Source organism: Paenibacillus oryzisoli (assembly GCF_001653565.1).
Classification (GTDB): Bacteria; Bacillota; Bacilli; order Paenibacillales; family NBRC-103111; genus Paenibacillus_E; species Paenibacillus_E oryzisoli.
Window position 1 is genome coordinate 345,472 of the sequence record NZ_LYPB01000050.1, and the last position, 25,607, is coordinate 371,078.

A 25,607-nucleotide genomic window follows, 5' to 3' on the forward strand; every position below is an offset into this window, starting at 1 on the left:
TTATTCACTTCTGGAATTGTTCAAAATACAAGATTCGCTCCATGATTGTCGGATGCGAGCCCCGGAACCACTGCACGACCTTTGGCTGCGTGACTGGACTCAAGTTCTCCTTCGCAATCTGCTGGAAAGCATGGATGGCCGCGTTGCCATCGCCTGTCATCCGCATCGCGTATTGATCGGCCCGGTGTTCAATCACCCGGGAAAAGGCATTTTGCATGGGCGCGGAAACAAAGCTCATCCCCATCATGAGCAGGAGAAGTATCGGCAGCGCAGCCAAATCACGCTCACCGCGCAACCCCAGTGCTGCGCCGAAACGCCGCAGTATCCAGCGAAACGCATGGAACGCAAGCCAAAATCCTGCAAAGCTAAGAGCAATCCCGTAGGCCAGCCCCCAATAGATGTGCTTTTCTACGTAATGCCCCATCTCATGCGCCATTACCGTGAGGATTTCGTCCGGCGTAAGCTTCTCTAGAGTCGTGTCCCACAGCACAATTCGCGCATTCCCGCCAATACCGCTCACATACGCATTAATAGCAGGGGTGCGCTCCGACATATTCACCTGGTAAACCTGGTCAGTTGGGATGTGCGCTTGGGCTGCCAAGTCTAGAATTTGCGTTTTTAGCTCTTGGTTTTGAAGGGGCTCGAACTTATTGTACAGCGGATCAAGCACCACCGGCTGCAGGAAAGTGACAATTACGAGAAGCGGAATTGATACACCCCAGAGCCACAGCCACCACCGCCTCGGACTCCATCTGCTAATGCCACGGAATATACCAACCATGACAAGCGATCCCGCCAAGGAGATCAGTAACGATTTGGCATGATCGCCCCAGAACATCCCAAGCGATTCCGTAGACATGCCGTAAGCATGGTCAATCCGAAACAGCAGATAGTCGATGGGTAGAAACAAGAGATCCGTCAATAGGCTAAAAAGCAGCACAAACCAGAGGGTTTGCAGCACCCCCGACCGGCTGATCCGCTCTGCAAATGTACGCATACGAACTGCAATGCCGAATAGAGCAACCATGATGCCCATTTGCAAGGGAGCGCTTATGAAAAAGCTCAGGGAATGAATCCGGGAAAGAGACTCCGCTTTGGAGATTTGAGCCGCCGTCATAAAGGTATGCGGATCAGCCGCTGTACCCACCAATTCCATTGGGATATGGAAGAGATCACCCCTCAGAAAAATCAACATGACGAGCAAGCAATAGCTGATAAAAGCGGCCACACAGCCGATATAAAAACGCGTCATTTTCATTCCTCCCTCACAGCCTCCTCCTGCTGCACGCAGCAGACAGGCCTGATGCTAGTCTATGCGAAAACAAGCTTCGATATATCCCTACGCCAACTTGCATAAATGCCAGCTCCATGCTGTAATGTAGCTATCGACAAATTCGGACAAACCCATCCCCTAACCTTGGAGTGTCATGCCTCTTGAAAAAAATAACCTTATGCCTGCTCGGCTGCTTGACTGCAGCCGTTTGTTTATATGTGGCGGAAACGGACTTTTCCGCAGCGCATTCTCACACGGCGCCGGCTAGTCCAGCGGCGGCAGTTGGTGAGGTAGCACCGAGCCTGACGGCGCTGCCAGCGACGGCTTCGCCGGAGCCGCCGGCGGTCGCTGCGTCGCCGATGAAGCTTGTCGCAGCTCAGGCGGGGCTGCACGACATTCCGGCGTTGTCGCAGCTGCCGGAGCTGCCGAACGGCTGCGAGGCCGTCGCCGCCACGATGCTGATGAATTGGGCGGGGCTGCCCATTTCCAAAGATGAGGTCGCCGAGGCTCTGCCCAAAGGCGACTTGCCTTACACCAACGAGGATGGCGCCATGGTAGGCGGTAATCCTCGGGATGTCTTCGTCGGCGACCCGTTTGACGTCGGCTATGGGATTTACCACGCACCGGTCGCGAAGCTGATGGAGCAGTGGCTGCCCGGGAGGGTCAAGAACCTCACGGGAGCATCTTTGGAAGCCCTGCTAGCTCAGTTGGCGCAAGGTCGGCCCGTCATGGTCTGGGCAACAGAGCACATGGACACCCCCTACCTCGACTTAACATGGGAGGACCCGGACGGCGAGCTCGTAGACTGGTATCAACCGGAGCATGCGTTGCTCCTCGTCGGCGTGGACGATGGGACCGCGTATCTCAACGATCCGATGACAGGGCAGCAAGAAGCTTATGACTTAGACGCTTTTCATCAGGCATGGGAAGCGATGGGCTCGCAGGCGATTACGATTACGCCAGCGCAGCCCTAAGCTGCGTTGGCTCCTCGATCCCCTGCTATTACGCACGAGTAGATATTCTGTTGTATCTGCTACCAGACTACCAAATAAGATGGTTTAATAATTTTATAACGCTAAACCCACCCCCAGCATTCTTGCACTCCCCTCCTGAATACTTAAGGGGGCTTCGCTTTCCCAGAACCCAAAACATATAAATCACTACTCAAAAAAGCATGGACCTCCCCAAAGGGTTGTCCATGCTTTTACTACAAAGGATTCAATTGAACGGCCGCTTGCTTGCCGCTTAATTGAATGCCGGTATGCTTCTTGCCTTGAGAGCTGAGCTCCTTCACTAGCGTTTCTAGCAATTCCTTGGCTTTCGCGCCTTCCTTGCCGGAGATCTTAACGACCAGCTGGACGGCGTCCCCGCCCTTCAATATACGCTCAGCTTGCTGACGTTTCGTCTCGAGATCGTGATCTTCGATGTTCGCCGTCAAGCGAAGCTCCTTGACCTTCGGTCCTTGCTCTTGCTTCCGGGCCTGCTGCTTTTCTTGCAAGGCCTCCTGTTTGGCTGCACCCGCTCCAATCAGCTTACAGGGGGGTGGCGAGCTCATGAGCGAGGTGCAGACGAGGTCTACTTTTAACCTTTTAGCAAGAGCAAGCGCATCTTTCGTGGACATGACACCTAAATCCTCACCCTGCAGCCCTGTGACCTCAACTTCGGATGCTTTGATTTTCTCATTCTTAATGATCATTGTGAATACACCTAATCTTTCGCTATAATGAATCCATCCACCCGAAGGTGGATAGAGGTTGGCTTGGTAGACAGAGGTTTCTTGGTGGACAGAAGTTTCTTGGTAGACAGAAGTTTCTTTGTGTATAAAGGTTTCTTTGTGAATAGAAGTTGGCCTAGTTAGTACACGTGTTGCAATCGTAATATAAGGAGTTGTCTGTTACCCCATGAATAATAAACAATTAGAAGAGCAAATGATCGAAAATTACAAACGTGAAGAGCATATGATGATTTTGGTTTTTGCACAATGGTGCATTAACCATGGTCTGGACCCTGCAGCACTTTATCATAGCGCCTATCCCGACCAGCCGAATAATGAAGCACTTGAGAAAGCTCTGGAACTAACGGTGCCGAAAGAGGAAGCTGGTGAAGTACCGGATGACACTTTGCTTGGCGTGCTATCCCTCTTCGGCAATGAAGAGCTGGCGTTTATCGTGACGCAAGAAATCGATAAGCGGCCGAAGCGCACGCGCTAAGCGATTCCTCATCCATCTGGCTTCAGCCCGCTAGATTACGTAACTGTGGTGATGGCTTAATTCAAAAGCTTCCGCCAACAACTCCACGGTCCGCAGTCTCGTTTCCACTTGGTGTCCACCTGCAACGACCATGACTTCGTCGACACCATAGCTTTCGGCGAGCAGCAGGATTTGCTCTCGGACCTGGCCGGGATTGCCCACGATCATTCGCGAGCGATTGTCTCGCACACGGGTTTGATCCCAATCGGAATATGTATATTCCGCAGCTTCCTTCGGCGATTTCACTCCGGTGAACTCGCCTTTTTCCATTTGCAGAATACGCAAATCGACCGAAGTCGCAAGCTCCTCCGCCTCAGCTGTCGTCTCGGCGCACAGCACATAAATACAAACCGTCGCCTGCGGCACGACATTGAGCGCGGACGGCTGGAACGAGCTGCGGTAGCTTCGCACCGCATGCTGCCCCCCCGCTCCGTTGATGAAGTGCGCGAAGCAGAAGGCTGCGCCTGCCTGCGACGCGTACACCCCGCTCTGCCCCGTGGAACCGAGCAGCCAAACCTGGGGCATCGAAGCCACCAACGGGGTGGCGCGGATGCCCTCGAACACATGCCCAGGTTCCACCGAGTCGGTGAGGAACCGCAGCAAATCCGTGACTTGCGCTGGGAACCGCTCAAGTCCCTCGAACAGATCGGCGCTGACGCCACGCAGCGCCTTGGCCGTATGCGGCGTGCCGCCAGGAGCACGCCCGATGCCAAGGTCGATGCGCCCTGGATACAGCGCCTCGAGCATACGGAAGTTCTCAGCAACCTTGTAGGCACTGTAGTGAGGAAGCAGTACGCCGCCGGAGCCAAGCCGGATACGGCTTGTGCGAGCAGCAAGCGTGGATATAAGCACCTCTGGAGAAGAACCTGCAAGCCCTGCTGAATTATGATGCTCTGACACCCAGAATCGGGTGTAGCCTAGTCGATCAGCGAGCTGTGCGAGTGTTATCGTTTGTTGTAATGCCTCACTATGAGTAAAGCCGGATGATACCGGTGACTGGTCAAGAATACTTAGCTTTAGCATGGTCATCCCTTCTTTCTGAGTCTTCTAATAATGATGACATTCATAATTATACAACGCTCGGCTCACAAAAGAAAAAAGGACAAACCGAAGTGGCGTTGTCCTGTGAAAAGAGTAAATACCGTTGTCGTATATTAAACGCTTATTTTTTCAAGAACGAATCGAATGCACCATAAATCTCGGCCATAATAGTCCGACGTAATCGCATTAACGGGCTTCGTAAAGTCATGATCTCCGACCAATTGTAAGCCTGAAGCCGCAATCAAACTTAGAAAGCCCTCCACATGTACATCTGGATAATCAACGGTAATAATCAATTTGCCATGGTCTTTCAGAACCCGCTTAAACTCTTGCAGCGAACGAAGCTGCACCTCGGTGTCTTCAATATGCTCCATGACAGAAATACAGAAAACTACATCGAACTTCCCGTCATCATACGGCAAATTGGAAATGTCCGATACAGCGAATTTAGGAATACTTAACGTGGGCAGATTAATTTGATCTATATGCTCTTTCCCAAGATAATATTCCAGTTCTTTGATAATTTCGTTCGTATCTAATAGGCGTTCATCCATATCGCAAGCGTATACTTCTCGACATTTGTCAGCTAAATAATACTTAAAGGGATGGCCTAAGCCACATGCAGCATCTAGAACAATATCATCTTTTTTAACAAAATGGGAAGCCCATATGTACTCGTAATGCCTACTCCACCAGTGGTCAGGCAACCGATAAAAAATGTCTTGATTCTTGGTATCGTCATAAGTAAAAAAGCGAGATGTTTCTATAGCCATGCACATTCCCCCGTTTTATAGATGATATGTATTGTTAATTCTTACATATTCTCGAAGAATGTGTATTTCCCTTTATGACTAGATGTTATCATTCTCCGTCGTCTAATCATGCGAATCGCTTGCATACACCCCATAAGCACAAGCCCCCCAGCCATGTAACCAGCCAATACATCACTTGAATAATGAACGCCGAGATAAATTCGACTAAGCCCAATGCATAAAATGACTATGGCGCCAATTAGGGGTATCCCCCAGGCTACTCGCCATGTTTGCCATACATTCACCCATAGCAAGTAAGTAAGCAATCCATAGAAGAGTATGGAGACCATCGCGTGACCGCTGGGAAAGCTGAAACTATCCACCTCCACTAACCACCCCTCTGGGGATGGACGGTCGCGTTCAAAGAGCTCTTTCAACCCCGAATTCAGCAGCCATGCACCAAGCACACCAACGAATATGACAAGGGTTTCCCACTTCATCTTGTATTTCACATACAACAGTCCGGCTACTAGAAAATAGAGAATGAATTCCGTAGCTCCACTTCCCATGAATGTAAAAAATTTGGCCACTGGTGTCCAAAAGGGACCTCGTTGCTCTTGTATGTAACCGCCTACATGTTGATCAAAAGCTTGCACCCATGTTGCTGAAATGTTCTGCGATATCACTATAAAGATAAGGAGCAGAGCACCTGCTCCCACTAAACGCCAGATGCCATCCCTTGCTACGACTTTCCCCTTCATCTGTCCCTTGCCTCCCACGGCGAAATGATTGTTCCCTCTTCCTCTTATGCGGCTTGGCGCACTTTGCGCGCTTGCCTTCTCTTAATTAGCAGTGGGACGATAGCAAATACAGCATACATCGCCACAGCTCCGAGAAACTTCCATGACCAGATATCATTCAAGGAAGCGCCAAAAACGTTATACACAATCGCTCCGGGAATAATCCCGATGAATGTGGCCCATGTATAGTCCCAGAAGCGAATTTTCGATAATCCAGCACCATAGCTGATCCCATCGAATGGAAAGAACGGCATAAGCCGCATATACAATACAACCATGAAACCTTTTTCCTCTGCTTTTTGATCAAAGGATAAGAGCTTAGGGCTTCGTAGTATACGTTGAAAGCTGCCGCGGCCCCATTTGCGTGTTATATAGAACGACAGTAATGCTCCTGCTCCTGCACCAATAATATCGTAAACGGTCCCCCAAAAGGCGCCAAATACATAGCCTCCATAAAGGGTCAAAGGTGTCGCTGGGAACAAGACCAACGGTCTTAGCGTATATGCCAGGATATACAACAGACCCCCAATAGGGCCCAAATCACGAAGCCATCTCGTGACCCAATTCAAATCTATATGTTCCCATACACCTGTCCATTTCAATACGAGTAGTCCCAGAATAGCAACAACAAACCAACTAATTAGTAACCAAAGCGGCTTTGAACGCGCCATAGCTCGCCTCCTCCATACTCCTGATTCCAACTACTTACAGGCGGAACTTCCCCTTCATCTTACACAAATATGTTGGTCGATATCAACTTGCTGGAATGGTCATCCTACCGCCTGCGATTTTAGGACAGTTTTAAGACACCCTCCACGTACTGAAATACGCAGGAAATCATTGATGCTAACAGTTAGATATGATAAACTGCACCCATCTTCTCTCCAAGCCCTACCACTATTTTCACATATATCATGCCACCTAATCCCGCACCCATTGGAGGGGCTCACCTATGCTGCTGCGACGCAAAAGTATTTTTCTGACACTATGGCTCTCTTACATCCTCATTTTACTCATTCCTGTAACGGGTACATTCATCTTGTATACGAATATGGAAAAAAGTATGGTCGAGAATGCAAATCGATCTAATTTGGCTATGCTTGAACAAGCTCGCCAGATTGTAGACAAGAATTTGCAAGAGATCGAACAGCTTGGCATTCAGATCGCGACACAGCCTAAGCTTCAAACCTTATGGACGATTAAAGACAGCGAAAAATACATTCAATATGAAGAGGCGGTCCGCGCGTTAAGAACGATTCGCAATGGCACGCCATTTATTGATGACTTTTACGTTTACCTAAGGGATGAAGACGCCGTAATTTCACCCATTTTGAAAACGGATGCCCCAACCTTTTTCACAAAGTTGTACCCACTCCCTGGTAAAAACTTGGAGCACGTACGCACGGAGCTTTTAACCGGATATCATTATTTAACTTACTTGCCTACTTCCCCTTCATCGACTGCCGACCCTGCCACTAAAAACGTCATTGCCAGTGCAATTTCATTACCTCTTGGCGAGACTAGCAACATCAAAGGCACGATTGTCATGCTCATTAATGAGCAGCAAATCCTCGATCTTCTGAAAGGTATTCAATGGGTCGATAACGGTACTATGTTCATTCTGGATGAGAAGGGACAAGTGATTATTTCCACCTCAAATACCTACAAACTTTCTCCGAGCCTGCTCGCTGAGACCCAAAACTCCAATGGTTACGAAACATATAACGCCGATGGCACCACACAAATGCTCTCCTTTACAACAGGCGCAAGCGGCTGGAAATATATATCCCTTGTTCCCAAAAGTGTTGTGTTAGAGCGAGTGAACGAAATGAAAACTTGGGCGATCTATTTGATCATACTAGTAGTCGCTGCTGGAAGTGCTGCTGCTTATTGGATGGCGTACCGCAGCTATAGTCCAATTCGCGATCTTGTTTATGCCATTAACAAAGGTAAAAGTGTGCCACGAAATAGCCCATCTAACGAATACGACTTTATTCGAAACTCCATTGCCGCCTCTGTGGCCGAAGGCAAAGCACTTGAGCAGCAGCTAGCGGGACATCTCCCGGTCGTGCGTGCCAACTTTTTGACCCGATTATTAAAAGGAGATGTCGAGCAAACCGAATTAACGGGAGACTCTCTTGCTTTTATGGGCATTAGGCTCCCGCATCCCTATGTTAGCGTAATCATTCTTGAAGTCGATGAAAGCCGAGATTTTCGGATTGCCGAGAATGATCGAGATCGTGCGCTCGTGCGGTTTATTTTATTCAATTTGAGCAGTGAATTCGTTGGTGATTCCGGCTATGTCACGGAAACAGATAACAATCGCTTAGCGCTTCTGTTGAATGTCCCCGATGCTTCAGAAGAGACCATTCAGAGTAGAGACCGATTAATCGCTGAGCTCAAGGGAGTCATCGAGGATCGCTTCCGTATGAAGATCACCGTTGCGACCAGCTCCCTGCATTTGGGCAGACTAGAAGCCTCCCGATGCTATAGCGAAGCGCTTAATGCGCTAGATTACCGAATTATTCATGGCATTAACACTGTTATACATTACGATGAAATTCGTTACATGGAACGCACTTACTATCACTATCCCATGGAGATGGAAGCACAAATCATGAATTGTCTCAAAAGCGGGGATTATGAAGGTGTCGAACGACTTCTTAACGAGCTGTACCAGCACAATATGGGTTCCCGTGACACGACACCTGAACTAGGAAAGTTACTCTTCCTGAATCTGCTAGGCACCGTTCTCAAAGTTACCAGTGCTTTGAAAATCGATGAGAAACAATGGCAGGAGGACAACTCTGACCCTGTAAAGCTCATCATTAACAGCACATCGGCCGAAGATATGTTAAAAAAGGTCAAAGAACTTTGCCTATATATTTGCAACAGTGTGCAAGAAGCTCGCTCCGAACAGCATGAACGTTGGCAAGAACGAATGAAGCTCTATATTGATGAACATTATGGAGATCATTCCCTCAGTTTAACTTCGATTGCGGATCATTTTGGGATGACACCTCAATATGTATCCGGATTGTTTAAAAGGCAGTATGGGATCAATTTGACCGATTATATGATTGAAGTTCGAATGAAAGAGGCAAAGCGCTTGCTTGAGGTACCTGGCATGACCGTTCTTCAAGTCGCACAAGGCGTTGGCTATTCGACAGATATAGGCTTCATCCGTGTTTTCAAAAAAATAGAAGGCATCACCCCAGGAAAGTACCGTGACATGCTGCAAAGAGAGGATCATCTGAAGGATGGTTAGCCCTCCTGAAATACGGTTTGCCCCTGATCTGAAGGGGGGTTTATCGTTCATTAGAACGTATTGTAGGCAGCAAATGTCTGTTCTTTTATATTGAAATTGCGGATAACGACACCGCAAAAACAATATGTACAGGAGGGTCACCCACGAATGAACAGAAAGAAAAGAACGATCCAATTAACCGTGATCTCAGCAGCAGCACTCTCAGTCTTCATGGCGGGCTGTAGCAGCGACACAGCCAAATCAACGCCTGCAGCAACAGGAACAGCTCCCGCCGTATCGGCAGCGGCTGAAGTCAAATATCCCGCTTCCATTACGTACTGGGTACAGCTGAACGGCAATGCAGGCGCGATTATGAAGACGTACAATGAGATGGCTGCCTATAAGGAAATTGAAAAGAAAACCGGAACCAAGGTTGAATTCCAGCATCCTCCAACAGGGCAAGAGAAAGACCAATTCAATATTATGCTGGCTTCAGGAAGCTTGACTGATGTGGTGGAATACAACTTCGCCTCAGGCACAGGGGCAGCCGCTGCCCAAAGTCCTGATGCTCTAATTAAAGGTAAACAGATTCTGCGTTTGAACGAGTTAATTGAGAAATATGCGCCCAACTTGACCAAAGTATTGAAGGAACGCCCTGAGTTCCGCAAAATGATGACAACGGATGAAGGCAATATTTATGTCATGCCAAACCTTCTGGGCGACGAGCAGCTAAGCGTCGTGAACGGCCCGATTTTCCGCAAAGATTGGCTTGATAAGTTGAACTTGAAAGTGCCAACTACCATTCCCGAATGGGAAACGGTCTTGAAGGCATTCCGCGATAAGGATCCCAACGGCAACGGCAAACAGGATGAGATCCCCTTCTTTATGAATTTGGCTGGCGATTTTGACTTGAACCATCTGTTTGTTGGCGCCTATGGAATTGCAACGGACTTCTATAACGATAACGGCAAGGTGAAATACGGCCCTATACAGCCCGAGTACAAGGAGTTTCTGGCTACTTTAGCCCGTTGGTACAAGGAAGGACTTATCGATAAGGACTACGCAAGCATCAAGGATTCCAAGCTTAAGGACAACAAAATTATCAGTAACCAGGTCGGCGCTTACTCCGGTTTTGCCGGTTCCGGTCTAGGCCGTTACTTAGACTTGGCTAAAGGGACAAACCCAGGCTTCTCCCTCGTAGGAGCCCCCTATCCGAAGCTCAAAGAGGGCGGACCAAACCCGCTTGGCCAGTATACGATGCCTTTCGTCGGATACGGCGCAGCCATATCGGCCAAAGCCAAAAACCCGGAGCAAATTATTCAATGGCTCGATTACAAGTACGGTCCGGAAGGCCACATGCTCATCAACTTCGGCATCGAAGGCGAAAGCTACAAAATGGAGAACGGCTATCCCAAGTACACCGACATGATTATGAACAACCCGGATAAGCTGCCGATGACGCAAGCGATGGCTAAATATTTCCAATCCAGCTGGAACGGACCATTCGTTCAGGATAAGCGGGTTATCGAACAATATTACACCATTCCTGCGCAGCGTGAAGCACAAAAAACGTGGGCCCAAGCGGATCATTCCAAGCAAATGCCGAGCATTAGTCTGAATGCCGATGAAAGCTCGAAAACAGCTTCGGTCATGAATGACGTCAAGACCTACAAGGAAGAAATGTTCAATAAATTCGTCATGAACGCAGAACCGATTGAAAGCTTTGATAAGTATGTGCAAACGATGAAAAGTATGGGGATCGAGGAAGCGATCAAAGTCCGCCAAGCCGCATTGGATCGTTACCTCAGCAGAAAGTAAGATAAGCTTCAGACGTAAACATACGGCGCGGGAGAGAATTTTCCCGCCGTATGGCGTCTTTCTGCGTCCATTTTGACAGACTCACCAGCTCAAGGAGGAACTCGCAATGTCCACAGCGCTCCATCAACAACCTGACTCCGTGAAGCCCGCGGTCGACAAGAACGGGTTCAAGTACCGGTTCATACGCGACGCCAGGCTCAATAAATATATCTATATCATGCTGCTTCCCGTCGTAGTCTATTATGTTCTCTTCTATTATGTTCCGATGTACGGACTGCAGATTGCCTTCAAGGATTATTCACCCGGTGTCGGCATTCTGCACAGTGACTGGGTTGGCCTGAAACACTTTCAGGATTTCTTCGGAAGCTTTTATTTTACTCGTATTTTGCGCAATACGCTGCTAATAAGCATGTATGAATTGCTGTTCGCTTTCCCTGCATCCATCGTGCTTGCCCTTCTGCTTAATGAACTGCGCAGCGCGGTGTTGAAGCGTACCGTTCAAACGATTACGTATATGCCGCATTTTATATCTATCGTGGTCATCTCAGGTATGATGGTTGACTTCCTGGCCCGTGACGGCTTAATCAATAACTTGCTCAGCTCCTTGTTCGGTCTGGAGCCCATCTCCTACCTGCAGGAGAGCAGCTGGTTTCGTTCCGTCTACATTTCCTCGAATGTATGGCAAAATATTGGTTGGGGTTCCATCATTTATTTGTCAGCCATGTCCGGCATCGATCCCTCACTCTATGAGGCGGCCAGAGTAGATGGCGCCAATCGTTGGAAGCAGACAATGCATATTACATTGCCGGGAATTATGTCAACGGTGGTCATCCTGCTTATTTTGCAAATTGGACACTTCATGTCCATCGGAGCCGACAAAATTTTGCTGCTCTATAATCCGACTACTTACGAAACCGCTGATGTCATCGGAACCTTCGTATATCGTAAAGGGATTCTCGAATCTGACTTCAGCTATAGCGCTACTGTCGGTCTCTTCAACTCTCTCATTAATTTTACGCTACTCGTATTGGCAAATGCTTTGAGCCGGCGCACTAGCGATAACAAACTTTGGTGAAAGGAGGCTCATCTACATGCGCAGAAGCTGGGGAGAACTACTATTCGACCTTTCGAATTCCTTGTTCTTGATCCTATTATCCCTATTCACCTTGTACCCATTCCTCTATGTGTTGTTCGCCTCCTTAAGCGATCCGATATGGGCCATGCAAGTGCGAGGTCTGATTTGGTATCCTAAAGGGCTCAATTGGGAAGCTTATCGAATGGTTTTCCAGAACCCTTCAATTATTACTGGATACACGAACACACTGCTGTACGTTGTTTTGGGCACCTCGCTAAACATTCTTATGACCTCGTTCGGCGCTTATGCTTTATCCAGACAGCAATTAATGTGGAAAAACCCAGTCATGTTTTTGATTGTTTTCACGATGTTCTTCAACGGCGGCTTAATTCCAACCTACTTGTTGATCAATGACTTAGGCATGGTGGACAGCCGCCTAGCTCTGATCATTCCCGCTGCAATGAGTGCTTATAACCTTATTATTATGCGTACGGCCTTCATGGGTGTCCCAGTCAGCCTGGAGGAATCGGCCAAGCTTGACGGGGCCAACGACTTCACCGTCCTATTCCGTGTCATTCTTCCGCTATCGATGCCTGTAGTAGCCGTCATGATTCTTTTCTATGGCGTTGCCCATTGGAATTCTTGGTTCAGTGCACTCATCTACTTACGCACGCGCGATCTCTACCCGCTCCAGCTCATTCTGCGCGAGATTCTGATTACGAACAGTACCGATTCGATGATGACCAACATTGGCGGTTCCGATAAGGTACCAACTGGAGAAACGATCAAATACGCGACGATTATCGTAGCCACAGCCCCTATACTGTTCCTTTACCCTTTCCTGCAAAAGTATTTCGTGAAAGGCGTTATGATTGGTGCGATCAAAGGTTGATGGGTGCTTATACAATATGAAAAAGAGCGGTTACCCGCTCTTTTTTGTGCATTTCGGGGCTATAAATTACAGACCACGGCCTGACCTGAATTCAATTACATAATTAGAGGTTGGGATTTACGTGTACATCAAAGAACCTTCGCCACCCCTACCGGCAGCGAAGGTTCTTCTTGTTATTTTGTCACATGAAGTATCATGACATCATATCACTTGCAATCACCGGCGATGGCAGGCTTAGCCGGCTTTGATGCAGCAGTGTCTGTTGGCGTTTCTATTCTTGTTCAGGTACTTCAACAGGTGGTTTTGCGCCGTAGACCATGACTTCGTTAATACTGGTTGCATTCGTGATGTTGTTTCCCGTTACGGCAAGTCGAAGATACCGTGCCGTCGTATCCGGGATATCATAAATTTCATAATCGCCGTTCACTTTCCCCGAGCTCGGACCTTGGAAAATCTTCGTCCAAGTCTGTCCATCCGTGGAAGTCAGAATATCAAAGAAAAATTGGCGCTCATTTCCACGTAACCAGGAGATTCCGACATAAGTGGCCAGCGTCTCGGAGCCGAGATCGAAATCAATGGTGTTCGGCCCGAGAACGGCCCAGTACGTTAACGGATCGTTGTCCACGGCTTGCGGTCCGGGCCATGTATTGTCGACAGGTCCGCTGTCGTCCAAATACGTGACAGGCAGTATCGGAACATCCGTCAGCACACCCGCGAATACACCCTTGAACACATCGATTAAATATTTGCCCGGTCGACGGACGCCTTGGTCATCCGTTACTTCCACCAGCACTGTACCTGGAATGCCAGATGCCGGCGTAATGGTAATCGTGTCGGATGGATCTTCTGCGACAGCCGTGACCGCAGGCACAGTTTGGGTCAAGAACGGAACTTCCAACGAATATTTCATTTTTAGCGGTCTGAAGCTGTTAAGCGGCACTCCGTCGATTTTGATTTCCGATAACAAAGCTGCAGGTGTCGAATCCAGGCTCCATTGCTGCAGCGGAGTGACAGCCGGCACATCAGCAGGCGGCGCTTCAGTCGCTGAGAGCGGTGTGAACCGAACGGCAACCGTCAATTGATCCTTGGCATCCGGGATATGGATCGTCAGCTTCCTTACCTTGGCATTGAGCGTTTGGCCGGTATAACTATCCGTTGTCGGAAGTGGTGTCGCCGTACGGACCTCTAAGTTCGCTGCACTTGGGGATAGGAGCTGAGCATAAAGCCGTTTCCCATTCTGCTTGAGGATCGCCGACTTGCCATCCGCTGCAACGGCGATCTCCGGCGCCTCCGTATGCATAAACCAGTACAAGTCCGATGGGGCTTTCAGCTGAAGCTCATCCTGAAGAAGGAGGCTGCTGCGGTATTGTCCCATCATCATGCCCCGCTTCGCGTACACCGCGTCATCCTTGTAGGCCGACGTCATGTCGACTACCGCATAGCCGCCCTCGGGCTTGGAATCGTAAGCGATAATCGGCGCGTTCGCGTCGAGCGCTTGATCCGGTCCGTCGTCCGGGTTGATCACAAGCGTATTGGAACCTTCGGCCCTCGTGCGGTAAAAATCCCAACGGTTCGGATCCGCCTTGGGGTCGGTTATGAAGTAGCCAAGTACGTTATAGTCCTTGTCATCCTTTCCGAGATCGACGGCCCAGCGGACGCCAAGCGCATCGAGAACGAATGTGCCTACGTCGAGATTGTTATGCAGGGATTTCGTTATCGCATAATCGTTGACCCCGCCCTTAATCGCGACGTAGTTAGCACCGGGATCGTTCCATGAATCACGGAAGACCGCGACATTGTTCTTGAGCGGATGATCGTACAGCGCGTCAAGCTCCAGAGGATCGCTGCTGCCGTACAGTCCCTGACGGTACCAGATCAGATCCATCGGTTCCGCTTTTTTATTCTTGTTATACGTGAATTGTCTGTACCAGGAAATGTCCGGGTCACCGAGCAAATCCGCGAACAGCAGAAGCTGTGGCGTATCGAGAAACGTCAGATGCGCGTCCGAATAATTGAAGGGACCGTTCGGACCGTGCAGGTTCGCCATATACTTCGAGGTTTCGGAGACTCCAGTCTGCTCCAATAAACCGTAGTCAGTGCCTAGAGTCGTGTGGAGCGCCCCAATCATATAGGCAAAGTATTCTGTTGCATAATCCCAATAACCGGTTCCTTCCGGCCAATCGCCATCTGTGGCAAATACGCCTATACCGTATTGTACGGAGGAAAGAGCTGCTTGTAAGACCGATTCGGCAATTGGTACTTGGAAACGCGGATCGGAAGCTTCCGTATGGATGCGGTTGGCATCCGCTTCGTCTCCGATCGTCAAGGCGGTTGCTACGATGCCGCCATTGGCTACCAAATTCCAGTTACTTGGAGAAACCGTCCACCACGCATTGTTTTTGGCTCCGCCCTCCAAATATTCATACTTCGCGTTGATGAGCACTTCCTGAATCATTCTGGCGCGAAGATGATCCCGCTCCTGTTGAGTCATCGCGCCGTACAGCCAGTCATAGCCGATGGAAGCCACATTCCCCATTTCCGAAATGCTGAGGAAATTTTTGGCGCCACCATGCCAGTCCGGATAATCCGCCATCTCATTCAATTGCTCGATTGCACGAGATGAATATTGGCTGTCTCCTGTTATTTGATACATGAGGGCAAGCGATTGAATCCGCGGCATCAGTTTATCCGCCAGGTTGACGATATTAATGTTCGAACCTGAGCTGGTCGTAAAGTATTCGATCGTCGGATCGCCGAGGGCTTTGTCCGCAGTGGCCTTCACTTTGGCGTACCACTCTTGCATGATCGGATCGGTCTGAACAAGCCCGCGTATTCTCGTAAAGTCATCGCTTGTTGCATACAACCGGGGATGAGCCGTCCCTGGCGCCGAATGTCTGGAGACGAGCGAAGAAACCATTTCCGCTCCAGGCAGACCGACATAAACGACGATTGTGGTGCTGGACGTCCCGCCCTGTCCATCTGAAACTTCAATTTGAAAAGAGTCGTAGCCCGTATAGCCCATTGCAGGCGTATAGGTCCAGGCTCCACCCGGCTGAACGACTGCGCTGCCGTGCTGAGGCTGAGACGCTTGTTTGAGGCTGAATGTAACCGGATCCTGATCCCGATCTTTGGCCGTAACAACACCCGATACGGCTTGATCCCGAACCGTCCCTACATTGACCTGCAGCACATCCATGGATGGAGCATCCTGCTGCGACAGAACATTAACCTGGATGATCGAAAAAGCAAAATGATTAAGGCCGTCGGTAATCAGCAGCGTAAACGTATCCGGTCCGTTATATTCGGCATTCGGATAATACACCCATGTCCCGTTCTCGCGCGCAGAGACCGTACCGTGCGACGGTGCCAGGAGCACGGACGCGGTAAGCGGGTCTCCCGCCGCATCGGTTGCCAGAACCGGACGAGTGATCGACTGATCCTCCATGACCTCGACGGCTTCATCGGAAGCGGTAATGTCCGTATCCGTCCCGACAATGACCGTATAGGTTGCAGCATACTGTGGATTTTCTCCTACAGCGCGGATCGTGGCGATTCCGGGAGCAACCCCTCTGACGGTGGCCAGGGAGGAGTTCGATCCGCTCGCCTCCACGACAGCTGCGGAGCCATTATCCGATGTCCAGGACACGACCGGATTGGTGGCGTTGCCGGGCAGCACAGTTGCTGTTAAGGCGACGCTCTGGCCGACCCCGATCAGATCCTTCGTTTTATCCAATTGGATACCGGAAACCGGAACCCATGGGATCACCTGGATATCGTCCGCCCATAGCGTACCGGTACCCGCCTCGAAGCCAACCTCCACCCGAGCCTGCGTGGCGCCGGTTGGGACCGTGATCATATTTTCATAATAATTCCAGCCGTGTGCATCTACGGTTCCCGTGAAGGGAAGTGTGTCGAAGACCTTGCCGTTCTTCGAAACGACATTCCCAGCTTCATCTTGGTAGAGCAATCGCAGGCTGACATTCGTTCCGCCGTTCTCCTGCTTGAGCCAGCCGCCTACCCGATAGCTCTTACCGGCAGTGGCCCCTATAATTTTGTTATAAAGAACAACTTTTCCTTTAGCTGGAGCCTCAATCTTAACCGATCTCGCGCCTTCCTTCTTCACGGTCGAATCAAGCGATAATTGGGGCTTCGCTAGGGTCGTATCCGTACTGAAATAATAAATCCACGTGCCCGGTTTGATCGCATTGAGCCAGTCCTTCGTGGAGGCGACTACGGTCTCGAAACCGCCGTTCGGAAAGGCATTCGATACAACAACGGTGTAAGATTTCGAAAAGCCGCCTTCCGTGGACGTCGCGGTAATGACCGCTTGACCCACCGCTTTGGCGCTTACCTTTCCGGATGCGTCGACAGCGGCAACGTCCGGCTGGGAGGACGTCCAATATACACGCTTATCCGTGGCGTTCGACGGGGAGGCATAGACCGCATAGGTCACACTTTCGCCGGGACTCAGCGCTTTGAAGGAAGGTACATCCCCGGTAAGCCCGGTAACGGATACCCATGGCGTGAGCTGCACGTCATCGTACCAGGCTTTTCCCCTTCCATTCGCGAAGTACGCATATAGACTCGCCGAGGTCGTTCCCGCGGGAGCTTGGAACAAATCCTCGTAGTTCTGCCAAGATTGTGTCCCTTTCAAGGGGGTCTCCGGCAGATAAAGCGTTCCGAGCACAGCCCCTCCGGAACCCGTCCAGACTATGCGGAGAGTTGCCGCATTGCCAGTTAGTGATTCGGTTGCGATCTTACCGCTTAAGCGATACCATTGTCCGCCGGTCACAGGAATCTGTCGTTGCACGGCGGAAGCACTGCTGTTTACCGCGGCACTGATGCTGAGCGAGCGGCTGCCCGCCGCATATACGGCTTCGTCGACAGTAATAACCGGGCTGCCATAAGGGGCTAATGCCGACCAGTCTGTAGCCGTCAAACCCGTAAAGCCGTTCTGTGAGCCGCTTACCACGGTTTCAAAGCCGCTGTTCTTCACAAGCCCGGCAGGGGTTACTGTAATCAGGTAGGACGCCGTGTAGCTGCCTTCTGCCGAAGTGGCCGTAATCGTGACAGTGCCCGGCGCAACCCCGGTGATCACACCCTGTCCGTCTACAGCCGCTATGCCCGGATCGGACGAAGTCCAGCTCAAGCTTGGATTGGACGGATTGGCGGGAGTTAGCTGAACAGGCGCCTGTTTCGAGCCTCCCGCGGGGATCATACCCCCAGGCTCTTGAAAGGAAATCCCCTTCAGCGATATCCATGGTTTGAACTGGATATCATCGAACCAGGCCGTGCCCGATACTTGGTTGTAATCGAGATCGACTCTCGCCGTAACGGCCCCTGCTGGAGCAATCGTTGAAGTTGCGTTGGTAAGCCAGTTCAAATTGTTGCCTCGGACCGGTTTATTAGTAGGAAGCAAATAATCCATCCGCAGCAGCTGCCCGCTCGAGTTGAGGTAGGCAAGCCGGATATTGGCGCCGTAAGCAGTGGTATCCCCTACAAGCTGCTGGGTTCTGATCGAACCGGACAACCGGTACTCCTGACCGGGGACTACTGGCAGATTGCCTTGATACACCGTCAGCCTGCTTTTGTTCGGTGCAGGCGAACTGATCTTCACGGATCGGAGTCCCACACTCGCCGGATACGCTTCCACAGAGACCGCCGGGGCGACCGTCGTGTTTGCCGTGTCTACCCAGATCGACCAGTTGGTCGCCCTTCTCGTTGTCCAGCCGAATTGGGAATCCGTGGAATAGGTCTCGAACGAACTGTTCTGGACCAGATTCTCTTCCGCGGCCTGCGCGACAGGGAGACCTGCCTGGCTCCAGCTAGGAGGGAGTAACACGCCTATCATCAGGATACTAAGCAAAACCAAGCTTAATCTTCGAAGCATAAATAAACCACCTCTCATATAGATTCAGCGCTTTGGAAGCGCATACAAACACTATAGGTTATTTGTTTATTCGTGCCTATCAGTCATTCTTAATAATGACAAACCCATTTTCATTTGGTGCACAAACCACTTTTCACAACGGCTATCCCGATTTAAGATTGCATGAAGGCCTGCCAAGACGCGACCTATTATGAGTTGAAAGCAATCGAAGTTATAAGAAACTACTGGTATTTTATTGAAAGAGATGGATTGTGCTCGTACATTTTAGTATAATAACGGATAGACTTTCGAATTTGTAGAATTTTGGATGATTTTGTCGAATCAGAAAATAATCCCTTTGACTATATCCGAGTTTTTTAGTAGGATATAATTATGTCATTGGTTAATTCATACATAAATAGATTAGGGGAGAGATCCATTATGAAAAAAGTTATATTCTCAGTTCTTGCCGCAACAGTTTTACTAACAGGCTGCGGAGCAGCGAAAACAGAAACAGCATCACCTGCAGCATCCGGTGCACCTGCAGCGAAGTCCGATAAAAAGATCATCCTAATTACGCCTGAGAAAATCGGTGTAAACCCGTTCTTTACACAAATGGATGAAGGCGTTAAGAAAGCTAGCAAAGAATTTGGTGTTACGGTTAAAACCGTTGAGTCCGCAGATGCGAGTGCGATCGAGCAAAACTTGCGCGCTGCCGTTGCCGACAACTACGATCTAATCATTACAAGCTCCTTCACAGCTGAGGATGCACTTAAAAAGGTAGCCACTGAAAATCCGAAGAAATCCTTCGCGATTATTGATACCGTCGTTGATCTTCCGAATGTTCGCAGCGTTGTTTTCCGTGAACATGAAGCAGCTTACTTGCTTGGAGCAGCAGCAGGTCTTTCCACGAAGAAAAACATTGTAGGTATGGTTGCAGCCGTTGATATCCCTCTTATCAAGAAATACACAGTTGGATTCCAAGAAGGTTTGAAAGCTACGAACCCGAATGCCAAATTCATCGTAAACTATGTAGGCAGCTTCACAGATCCAGCGAAAGCCAAAGAATTGGCATTAACTCAATTCTCGCAAGGTGCTGACTTTATCGCAGGAGCATCCGCTGTAGGCGATCTTGGCGTATTTGAAGCAGCGAAAGAAAAAGGCTTCTATACATCCGGACAAGACATTGACCGTACGCTAACAGATCCACAACACATCGTACTTTCCCAATTGAAAGGAACAGACGCTGTAGCTTACCAAACTGTGAAAGATTTCGTGAATGGCACATTCAAATTCGGTGCTGTTGACTACGGCTTGAAAGAAGATGGCGTTGGTCTTACATTCGTTACAAGAGAAACAACATCCGCATTAAGCCCATTCGTTGGACAAGATGTCATTACCAAAGTAAAAGCTATCCGTGATGATATCGTTTCTGGTAAAGTAAAAGTAGAAAATCCAGTCAAATAATTTGTTTCACAATCGCATATATGTTTGACCTGGAAACTGTTTACGGAGACGTAAGCAGTTTCCTCATGTCTAGGTAGAGGAGCGAAAAACCGTTATGCTGCTTCAAATGCGTCAAATTACGAAAACATACGGCGATTTAACAGCGAATTCTGGCGTTGATTTCTCGCTGCGTCAAGGTGAAATTCATGCATTAGTCGGGGAGAACGGTGCTGGTAAGACCACCCTAATGCGTATCTTGTACGGCATGGAGCAGCCTACGGCCGGTCATATTCTTTTGAACGGCAAGGAAGTTACTTTCACCAATCCCACAGATGCCATTCGACATGGTATCGGGATGGTGCATCAGCACTTCATGCTTTTCCCTTCGTTTACTGTGGCTGAAAATATCGTGATTGGCAACGAGCCGAAGTCTGGTGTGGCATTTGACCGTAAGAAAGCCATCACGCAAATTGAAGAACTATGCGCCAAATATCGCCTCCCGATTGATCCGGTCCTGAAAGTCGCTGATTGCCCTCTCGGCTTGCAGCAACGTGTCGAGATCTTGAAGGTGCTCTATCAAGGTGCAGACATCATTATCTTGGACGAGCCTACTGGTGTGCTTACGCCGCTGGAAGCCAAAGAACTCCTTGTCATTATGAAAAGCCTAGCCAAACTAGGCAAAAGCTTCATTATCATCACGCACAAGCTCCATGAAGTCATGGAGGTTGCAGACCGTGTTACTGTGCTTCGTGACGGCAAAATGACGGGTACGGTGGATGCTAATGCCACGAACATTGAAGAGCTTTCCAAGCTCATGGTCGGGCGAGATTTGAAGCAGCTTAAGAAAAGAGATCTGACTGTCGGTCAGACCGTCCTTCATGTTCAAGACATTTCCATTCATGGTGACAAAGGAAAGCCTGTACTGGATCGTGTCACGTTGCAGGTGAAAGCTGGGGAAATCGTCGGTATTGCTGGCATTTCAGGTAATGGTCAATCCGAATTAATTCAAGCCATTTCTGGCCTCCAATCGATTGATCAGGGAGAAATCCAATTGTTAGGGGAGCCGGTTCGAGGGCGCTCCGTTCGTGAAATCAGAGAAATCGGACTTTCCCATGTTCCTGAAGATCGCTATCAATGGGGAGCAGCCAAAGAAGGAACTGTGTTAGATAATGGCACGATGGGTCATCATAAAACCAAAAGCCGCTCTGGTCTTCTTAACGGAAAAGAACTCCGCAATATGGTTAGCGGCTTCATTCAGCAATTTCAGATTAAAGCGGGATCCCAAGATGCTAAAGTGAAGTTTCTATCCGGAGGGAACTTGCAGAAACTTATCGTAGCGAGGGAACTTGCGCAGGGACAGCCCTTCTTGATCGCAGCTGAACCGACTCGCGGTGTAGATATCGGGGCCATGGAATTGATTCATGAAGAACTGCTTCGGAAACGGGACGACCAAGGTGCTATACTATTAGTTTCCTCGGAATTAACAGAGATTTTACAACTGTCTGATCGTATCTTGGTTATGTACGAAGGACGAATTGTGGGCGAATTGTCCGCGGCAGAAGCAACAGAGGAACAAATCAGCTTATGGATGGCGGGGGGAACTTCACATGCTTAAAAGACTGTTCAACCTAAGCGCCTGGATTCAGCCTCTGCTTGCCATCGTCATCGGATTGCTCGGCGGTGCAATTGCCATTCTACTCATTGGCGGGTCCGTCATCGAAACGTACGCCGAGATGTGGAAAGGTGCCTTCGGCAACTTCTTCTATTTTACGAATACGTTAACACGCGCTACTCCGCTCATTCTTGTTGGGTTAGGTGTATCGATTGCATTTCGTGCTGGATTCTTCAACATGGGGTCCGAAGGCCAGATGATTCTTGGCGCTTTATCCAGTGCCGTGGTTGCATTATACCTCCCTGGTCCTCCGCTATTTAAATTGCTTGCCGCGATTCTTAGCGGTATCTTGGCAGGCGGAATTTGGTCGGCCTTCGCGGGTTGGCTGGATGCGAAATTCCGAATGAATTTGATCATTACAACGCTGTTGCTTAACTATATAGCCGCTTTATTCGCAGGATATATCGTCGCATATCCGCTCAAAGATACATCAGGATCAGCTGCACTAGCCCAAACGATGATGATCGATAAAGGCGTATGGCTGCCCAAATTGTTTCAAGGCATGAGCATTCATGGCGGTTTTATTATTGCGATTGTACTTGCCATTCTCCTATTTCTATTCATTAAATATACCGTGGCAGGTTATGAGGTCCGCATGCTGGGCTACAATCCGCTGTTCGCGGCGTACGGCGGGGTAAATAGACGCAAAGTCATGCTGACGAGTATGTTTGCCAGCGGCGGTTTCGCGGGGCTTGCTGGCGCCGTCGAGGTGCTCGGTATGCAGTATCGCTATACGGATGGTATGATTTCGAATCCTGGCTACGCTTGGTCAGGCATCATGGCTACCTTGCTATCAGGCGCGCATCCCTTAGGCACAGCGCTTGCTTCCGTTCTGCTTGCAGCCTTGCAAACCGGAGGCATGGGTGTTGAACGCAATACTGACATTCCACTGCAAATATCCAGCGTGATTCAGTCGTTGCTCATTCTCTTTGTAACAGCCAAAATCAGCTTTACCCTATGGAAACGCCGGAAAGGAGGCAAGGGCGATGCAGCATCTTCTTGATGTATCTTTATTCAACTCCATGATTCGCATGGTTGCGCCGATTCTTCTTGCAGCACTAGGCGGAGCCATCTGCTCGCGCGTCGGCTTGTTTAACGTCGGCCTAGAAGGGTTCGTCTTGGTCGGTGCCTTCTCGGCGATTGTCGGGAATTACTATACGGGCAACGTGGTCCTAGCCGTGCTCATCGCCATTGCCGTGACCGTGGTGTTTTCGTTGATTTTTGCTTATATGAGCATCCATCTGCAAGCGAACGTCATCGTGGTCGGTATCTCATTCAACTTTCTAGCCTTAGGCTTAACGGCATTTTGTTTGAAAGCTATTTTCAACGTTAAAGGTGCTTATTATGATAAAAATATGATCGGACTGCCGAAGTGGGACATCCCCTTCATTCAAGATATTCCTGTCCTTGGCGGGATTATATCCGGGCACTCTCCGCTTGTCTATCTAGCCTTCGTGCTGGTGTTCGCGCTACAGTACTTGCTATTCAAATCCGTCCTTGGCTTCCGGATGATCGCTGTCGGTGAAAACCCAGTAGCCGCCAAGAGTATCGGCATTAAGGTCAATCGGATGCAGTATATCGCTGTCCTCATCTGCGGTGTCCTCTGCGGACTCGCTGGTGCACAGCTATCTCTCGGACAAGTGACCATGTTCACCGAAGGCATGACAGCTGGCCGCGGCTTCATCGCGCTCGTGGCAACCATGCTGGGACAAGCCAATCCCATTGGCGTCATGGCGTCCAGCTTGCTGTTCGGCTTAATGGACGCGTTCAGTATCCGGCTTCAAGGCTTCTCATTGCCTACCCATTTCACACAAATGCTGCCTTATATCGTGACATTGCTAGCTATGCTTTTCTTCCGTAGGAGCAATTACTTAGCAGATGCGCAGAAAGCGAATGGCAGTTCGCGTTAAGATACAACCCAGATATGTTTAGTAATGCTTATGAAGTGAGTTTTCCTGAAGGAAAACTTTTAGGAGGATGGCAGATGCCTAAAGACACCAAAGCGGAGCGCATTAAGCGCATGCAAATCCCCGCTGTAGACGTTCCACAAGAGCTTGCTGGTCGAGTTCCACCCGGTCAAGCTGTTACGGACCGCTTTCCTATTCTGCATGAAGGTGAAGTTCCCAAGTACGATATGGCGGCATGGACGCTGCACGTATTTGGGGAAGTCGTCGAAGAGAAAACATTCAGTTATGATGATATATTGGCTTTACCCCATACACAAATTCAGTGCGATATCCACTGTGTAACCCGTTGGTCCAAGCTGGATACGGTATGGGAAGGCGTGCGCTTCCGAGATTTCCTTGAACTGATTGATGTAAAACCCGAAGGAAAGTATGTCATGATCCATGCGGACAATGACTATGAAACGAACGTGCCACTCACAGATCTTATGGGTGATGATATTCTACTGGCAACGACTTTCGATGGCAAGCCACTTACGCTCAAGCATGGTTGGCCGCTTCGCCTCGTAGTTCCACATTTGTATTTCTGGAAAAGCGCCAAGTGGATTCGCGGCATCGAGTTCATGGCAGAAGATCGCGAAGGCTTCTGGGAACGCAATGGTTTCCATAATGTCGCAGATCCGTTCCAAGAACAGCGCTTCTCCGGTGAAGCCATTCCAATTCCCGAAGATGAGTGGGTCAGAAAGGAGTTCGATTAAATTGTTTTTATCCATTTTGCAAGTCAATTCGGAAGACTTAACTCCCTATGCGATCGTGTGCGGCGACCCGTTCAGGGCTGAGGCCATTTCACGTAAGCTGGACAACGTGCGTGAGCTTTCTTTCTCCCGCGAGTATCGGACCTTCGTAGGCGCTAAGGATGGCGTCCCTATCACTATCGTGAGTCACGGTGTGGGGTCCCCAGGAGCAGCAGTATGCTTCGAGGAGCTCATCAAAGGCGGTGTGAAGACACTAATTCGCGTCGGAACCGCTGGATCCTACTCAGCTGACGTACCGCCAGGAAGCCTCGTCGTCAGCACAGCCGCGGTACGTGAAGAGGGCTTAACTCGCCAGCTAGTGCCTCACGGTTTCCCCGCGGTAGCTGATCACGCTGTTACTCGCGCGTTGTATCAAGCCGCTTCCGAGAGCGATGGACTCGTGAAGCAAGGCATCACCGTTACCTTGGATGCTTTCTTCCAAGGCGTCGAGGAATTCCCTCACCGCAAATATAAGCAAGCTGGTGCATTAGCGGTTGAGATGGAAATCGCCGCCCTCTATGTTATCGCTTCGCTGCGCGGAGTACGCGCTGGGGCCATCGTCGCTTTGGACGGCTATGCGGACGCCGATCTGCGCGAAGTGTACAATCCGCATACGGATGTCGTTTCTGGCGCTATCGAGCGAGAGATTGATGCGGCAATCCGTGCGATGGTGAAGTTGCATACGGAAGACAACTAATGCAAGCAATTAAGACCGTGAGGGACTCCCTTACGGTCTTAATTGCTTGTGTGTGGCAGCTGATTCACCACTAACCAT

The 25,607-nt window shown here is 49.6% G+C and carries 19 protein-coding genes; 12 read left to right on the top strand and 7 right to left on the bottom strand.

Annotated elements, in window-relative coordinates:
- Positions 1 to 4: 4 nt before the first annotated feature.
- A complete protein-coding gene (locus A8708_RS09560; protein WP_167355870.1) occupies positions 5 to 1,192 on the bottom strand; it encodes a M48 family metallopeptidase in 1,188 nt (395 codons plus the stop codon).
- Positions 1,193 to 1,434: 242 nt separating this feature from the next.
- Here A8708_RS09560 and A8708_RS09565 point away from each other — a divergent pair, with 242 nt between their 5' ends.
- Positions 1,435 to 2,247: a C39 family peptidase gene (locus A8708_RS09565; protein ID WP_068663252.1), complete on the top strand. Its 813-nt coding sequence runs from the start codon at positions 1,435 to 1,437 to the stop codon at positions 2,245 to 2,247.
- 233 nt (positions 2,248 to 2,480) lie between these two features.
- On the opposite strand, the gene infC is transcribed toward A8708_RS09565, so the two are convergent.
- Positions 2,481 to 2,969 (bottom strand): translation initiation factor IF-3, encoded by a 489-nt coding sequence (infC, locus tag A8708_RS09570; RefSeq protein ID WP_068663253.1) that lies wholly within the window; start codon positions 2,967 to 2,969, stop codon positions 2,481 to 2,483.
- A gap of 205 nt (positions 2,970 to 3,174) precedes the next feature.
- Here infC and A8708_RS09575 point away from each other — a divergent pair, with 205 nt between their 5' ends.
- The gene (locus A8708_RS09575; RefSeq protein WP_056608254.1) at positions 3,175 to 3,483 is read left to right on the top strand and encodes a hypothetical protein; all 309 of its coding nucleotides are present in this window, start codon (positions 3,175 to 3,177) and stop codon (positions 3,481 to 3,483) included.
- A gap of 30 nt (positions 3,484 to 3,513) precedes the next feature.
- On the opposite strand, the gene A8708_RS09580 is transcribed toward A8708_RS09575, so the two are convergent.
- The 4 genes from A8708_RS09580 to A8708_RS09595 form a co-directional block, all read right to left on the bottom strand.
- Positions 3,514 to 4,545 (bottom strand): LLM class flavin-dependent oxidoreductase, encoded by a 1,032-nt coding sequence (locus A8708_RS09580; protein ID WP_068663254.1) that lies wholly within the window; start codon positions 4,543 to 4,545, stop codon positions 3,514 to 3,516.
- A gap of 131 nt (positions 4,546 to 4,676) precedes the next feature.
- Positions 4,677 to 5,336: a class I SAM-dependent methyltransferase gene (locus A8708_RS09585; RefSeq protein ID WP_068663255.1), complete on the bottom strand. Its 660-nt coding sequence runs from the start codon at positions 5,334 to 5,336 to the stop codon at positions 4,677 to 4,679.
- 41 nt (positions 5,337 to 5,377) lie between these two features.
- The gene (locus tag A8708_RS09590; RefSeq protein WP_068663256.1) at positions 5,378 to 6,076 is read right to left on the bottom strand and encodes a phosphatase PAP2 family protein; all 699 of its coding nucleotides are present in this window, start codon (positions 6,074 to 6,076) and stop codon (positions 5,378 to 5,380) included.
- Between the two features lie 44 nt (positions 6,077 to 6,120).
- A complete protein-coding gene (locus tag A8708_RS09595; RefSeq protein ID WP_068663257.1) occupies positions 6,121 to 6,786 on the bottom strand; it encodes a TVP38/TMEM64 family protein in 666 nt (221 codons plus the stop codon).
- Between the two features lie 281 nt (positions 6,787 to 7,067).
- On the opposite strand from A8708_RS09595, the gene A8708_RS09600 reads away from it, so the two are divergent.
- The 4 genes from A8708_RS09600 (at position 7,068) to A8708_RS09615 (ending at position 13,147) form a co-directional block, all read left to right on the top strand.
- Complete coding sequence (locus A8708_RS09600) at positions 7,068 to 9,383, top strand: helix-turn-helix domain-containing protein (RefSeq protein ID WP_068663258.1); 2,316 nt, start codon at positions 7,068 to 7,070, stop codon at positions 9,381 to 9,383.
- 147 nt (positions 9,384 to 9,530) lie between these two features.
- Positions 9,531 to 11,180 carry an extracellular solute-binding protein gene (locus A8708_RS09605; RefSeq protein WP_068663259.1) on the top strand — a complete coding sequence of 550 codons (1,650 nt, stop codon included), beginning with the start codon at positions 9,531 to 9,533 and terminating at the stop codon, positions 11,178 to 11,180.
- A gap of 106 nt (positions 11,181 to 11,286) precedes the next feature.
- A complete protein-coding gene (locus tag A8708_RS09610) occupies positions 11,287 to 12,255 on the top strand; it encodes an ABC transporter permease (RefSeq protein ID WP_082927395.1) in 969 nt (322 codons plus the stop codon).
- Positions 12,256 to 12,271: 16 nt separating this feature from the next.
- Positions 12,272 to 13,147, top strand: a complete 876-nt coding sequence (locus A8708_RS09615; protein ID WP_068663260.1) for a carbohydrate ABC transporter permease — start codon at positions 12,272 to 12,274, stop codon at positions 13,145 to 13,147.
- A gap of 271 nt (positions 13,148 to 13,418) precedes the next feature.
- On the opposite strand, the gene A8708_RS09620 is transcribed toward A8708_RS09615, so the two are convergent.
- Complete coding sequence (locus tag A8708_RS09620) at positions 13,419 to 19,037, bottom strand: Ig-like domain-containing protein (RefSeq protein ID WP_068663261.1); 5,619 nt, start codon at positions 19,035 to 19,037, stop codon at positions 13,419 to 13,421.
- Between the two features lie 420 nt (positions 19,038 to 19,457).
- Between A8708_RS09620 and A8708_RS09625 the strand changes: the two genes are divergently transcribed.
- From A8708_RS09625 to A8708_RS09650, 6 genes are all read left to right on the top strand, one after another.
- Positions 19,458 to 20,483, top strand: coding sequence for a BMP family lipoprotein (locus tag A8708_RS09625; RefSeq protein ID WP_068663262.1), 1,026 nt, complete (start codon positions 19,458 to 19,460; stop codon positions 20,481 to 20,483).
- A 94-nt stretch (positions 20,484 to 20,577) separates the two neighbouring features.
- Positions 20,578 to 22,077, top strand: a complete 1,500-nt coding sequence (locus tag A8708_RS09630) for an ABC transporter ATP-binding protein (protein WP_068663263.1) — start codon at positions 20,578 to 20,580, stop codon at positions 22,075 to 22,077.
- On the top strand, positions 22,070 to 23,137 hold the full coding sequence (locus tag A8708_RS09635) for an ABC transporter permease (protein WP_068663264.1): 1,068 nt from the start codon (positions 22,070 to 22,072) through the stop codon (positions 23,135 to 23,137). The genes A8708_RS09630 and A8708_RS09635 overlap by 8 nt, the downstream gene beginning before the upstream one ends.
- Positions 23,121 to 24,044 (top strand): ABC transporter permease, encoded by a 924-nt coding sequence (locus A8708_RS09640; RefSeq protein ID WP_068663265.1) that lies wholly within the window; start codon positions 23,121 to 23,123, stop codon positions 24,042 to 24,044. Before A8708_RS09635 ends, A8708_RS09640 begins: the two co-directional genes overlap by 17 nt.
- A gap of 74 nt (positions 24,045 to 24,118) precedes the next feature.
- A complete protein-coding gene (locus A8708_RS09645) occupies positions 24,119 to 24,796 on the top strand; it encodes a sulfite oxidase-like oxidoreductase (RefSeq protein ID WP_068663266.1) in 678 nt (225 codons plus the stop codon).
- Position 24,797: 1 nt separating this feature from the next.
- The gene (locus tag A8708_RS09650) at positions 24,798 to 25,529 is read left to right on the top strand and encodes a nucleoside phosphorylase (protein WP_068663267.1); all 732 of its coding nucleotides are present in this window, start codon (positions 24,798 to 24,800) and stop codon (positions 25,527 to 25,529) included.
- Positions 25,530 to 25,607: the final 78 nt, after the last annotated feature.

Bases quoted from the DNA above. Each gene is read 5' to 3' on its own strand.
- A8708_RS09600 (WP_068663258.1), top strand. From the start codon at position 7,068: ATGCTGCTGCGACGCAAAAGTATTTTTCTGACACTATGGCTCTCTTAC.
- A8708_RS09590 (WP_068663256.1), bottom strand. From the start codon at position 6,076: ATGAAGGGGAAAGTCGTAGCAAGGGATGGCATCTGGCGTTTAGTGGGA.
- A8708_RS09635 (WP_068663264.1), top strand. From the start codon at position 22,070: ATGCTTAAAAGACTGTTCAACCTAAGCGCCTGGATTCAGCCTCTGCTT.
- A8708_RS09645 (WP_068663266.1), top strand. From the start codon at position 24,119: ATGCCTAAAGACACCAAAGCGGAGCGCATTAAGCGCATGCAAATCCCC.
- A8708_RS09575 (WP_056608254.1), top strand. From the start codon at position 3,175: ATGAATAATAAACAATTAGAAGAGCAAATGATCGAAAATTACAAACGT.
- A8708_RS09620 (WP_068663261.1), bottom strand. From the start codon at position 19,037: ATGCTTCGAAGATTAAGCTTGGTTTTGCTTAGTATCCTGATGATAGGC.
- A8708_RS09615 (WP_068663260.1), top strand. From the start codon at position 12,272: ATGCGCAGAAGCTGGGGAGAACTACTATTCGACCTTTCGAATTCCTTG.
- A8708_RS09640 (WP_068663265.1), top strand. From the start codon at position 23,121: ATGCAGCATCTTCTTGATGTATCTTTATTCAACTCCATGATTCGCATG.
- A8708_RS09625 (WP_068663262.1), top strand. From the start codon at position 19,458: ATGAAAAAAGTTATATTCTCAGTTCTTGCCGCAACAGTTTTACTAACA.
- A8708_RS09585 (WP_068663255.1), bottom strand. From the start codon at position 5,336: ATGGCTATAGAAACATCTCGCTTTTTTACTTATGACGATACCAAGAAT.
- A8708_RS09605 (WP_068663259.1), top strand. From the start codon at position 9,531: ATGAACAGAAAGAAAAGAACGATCCAATTAACCGTGATCTCAGCAGCA.
- A8708_RS09580 (WP_068663254.1), bottom strand. From the start codon at position 4,545: ATGCTAAAGCTAAGTATTCTTGACCAGTCACCGGTATCATCCGGCTTT.
- infC (WP_068663253.1), bottom strand. From the start codon at position 2,969: ATGATCATTAAGAATGAGAAAATCAAAGCATCCGAAGTTGAGGTCACA.
- A8708_RS09595 (WP_068663257.1), bottom strand. From the start codon at position 6,786: ATGGCGCGTTCAAAGCCGCTTTGGTTACTAATTAGTTGGTTTGTTGTT.
- A8708_RS09630 (WP_068663263.1), top strand. From the start codon at position 20,578: ATGCTGCTTCAAATGCGTCAAATTACGAAAACATACGGCGATTTAACA.
- A8708_RS09610 (WP_082927395.1), top strand. From the start codon at position 11,287: ATGTCCACAGCGCTCCATCAACAACCTGACTCCGTGAAGCCCGCGGTC.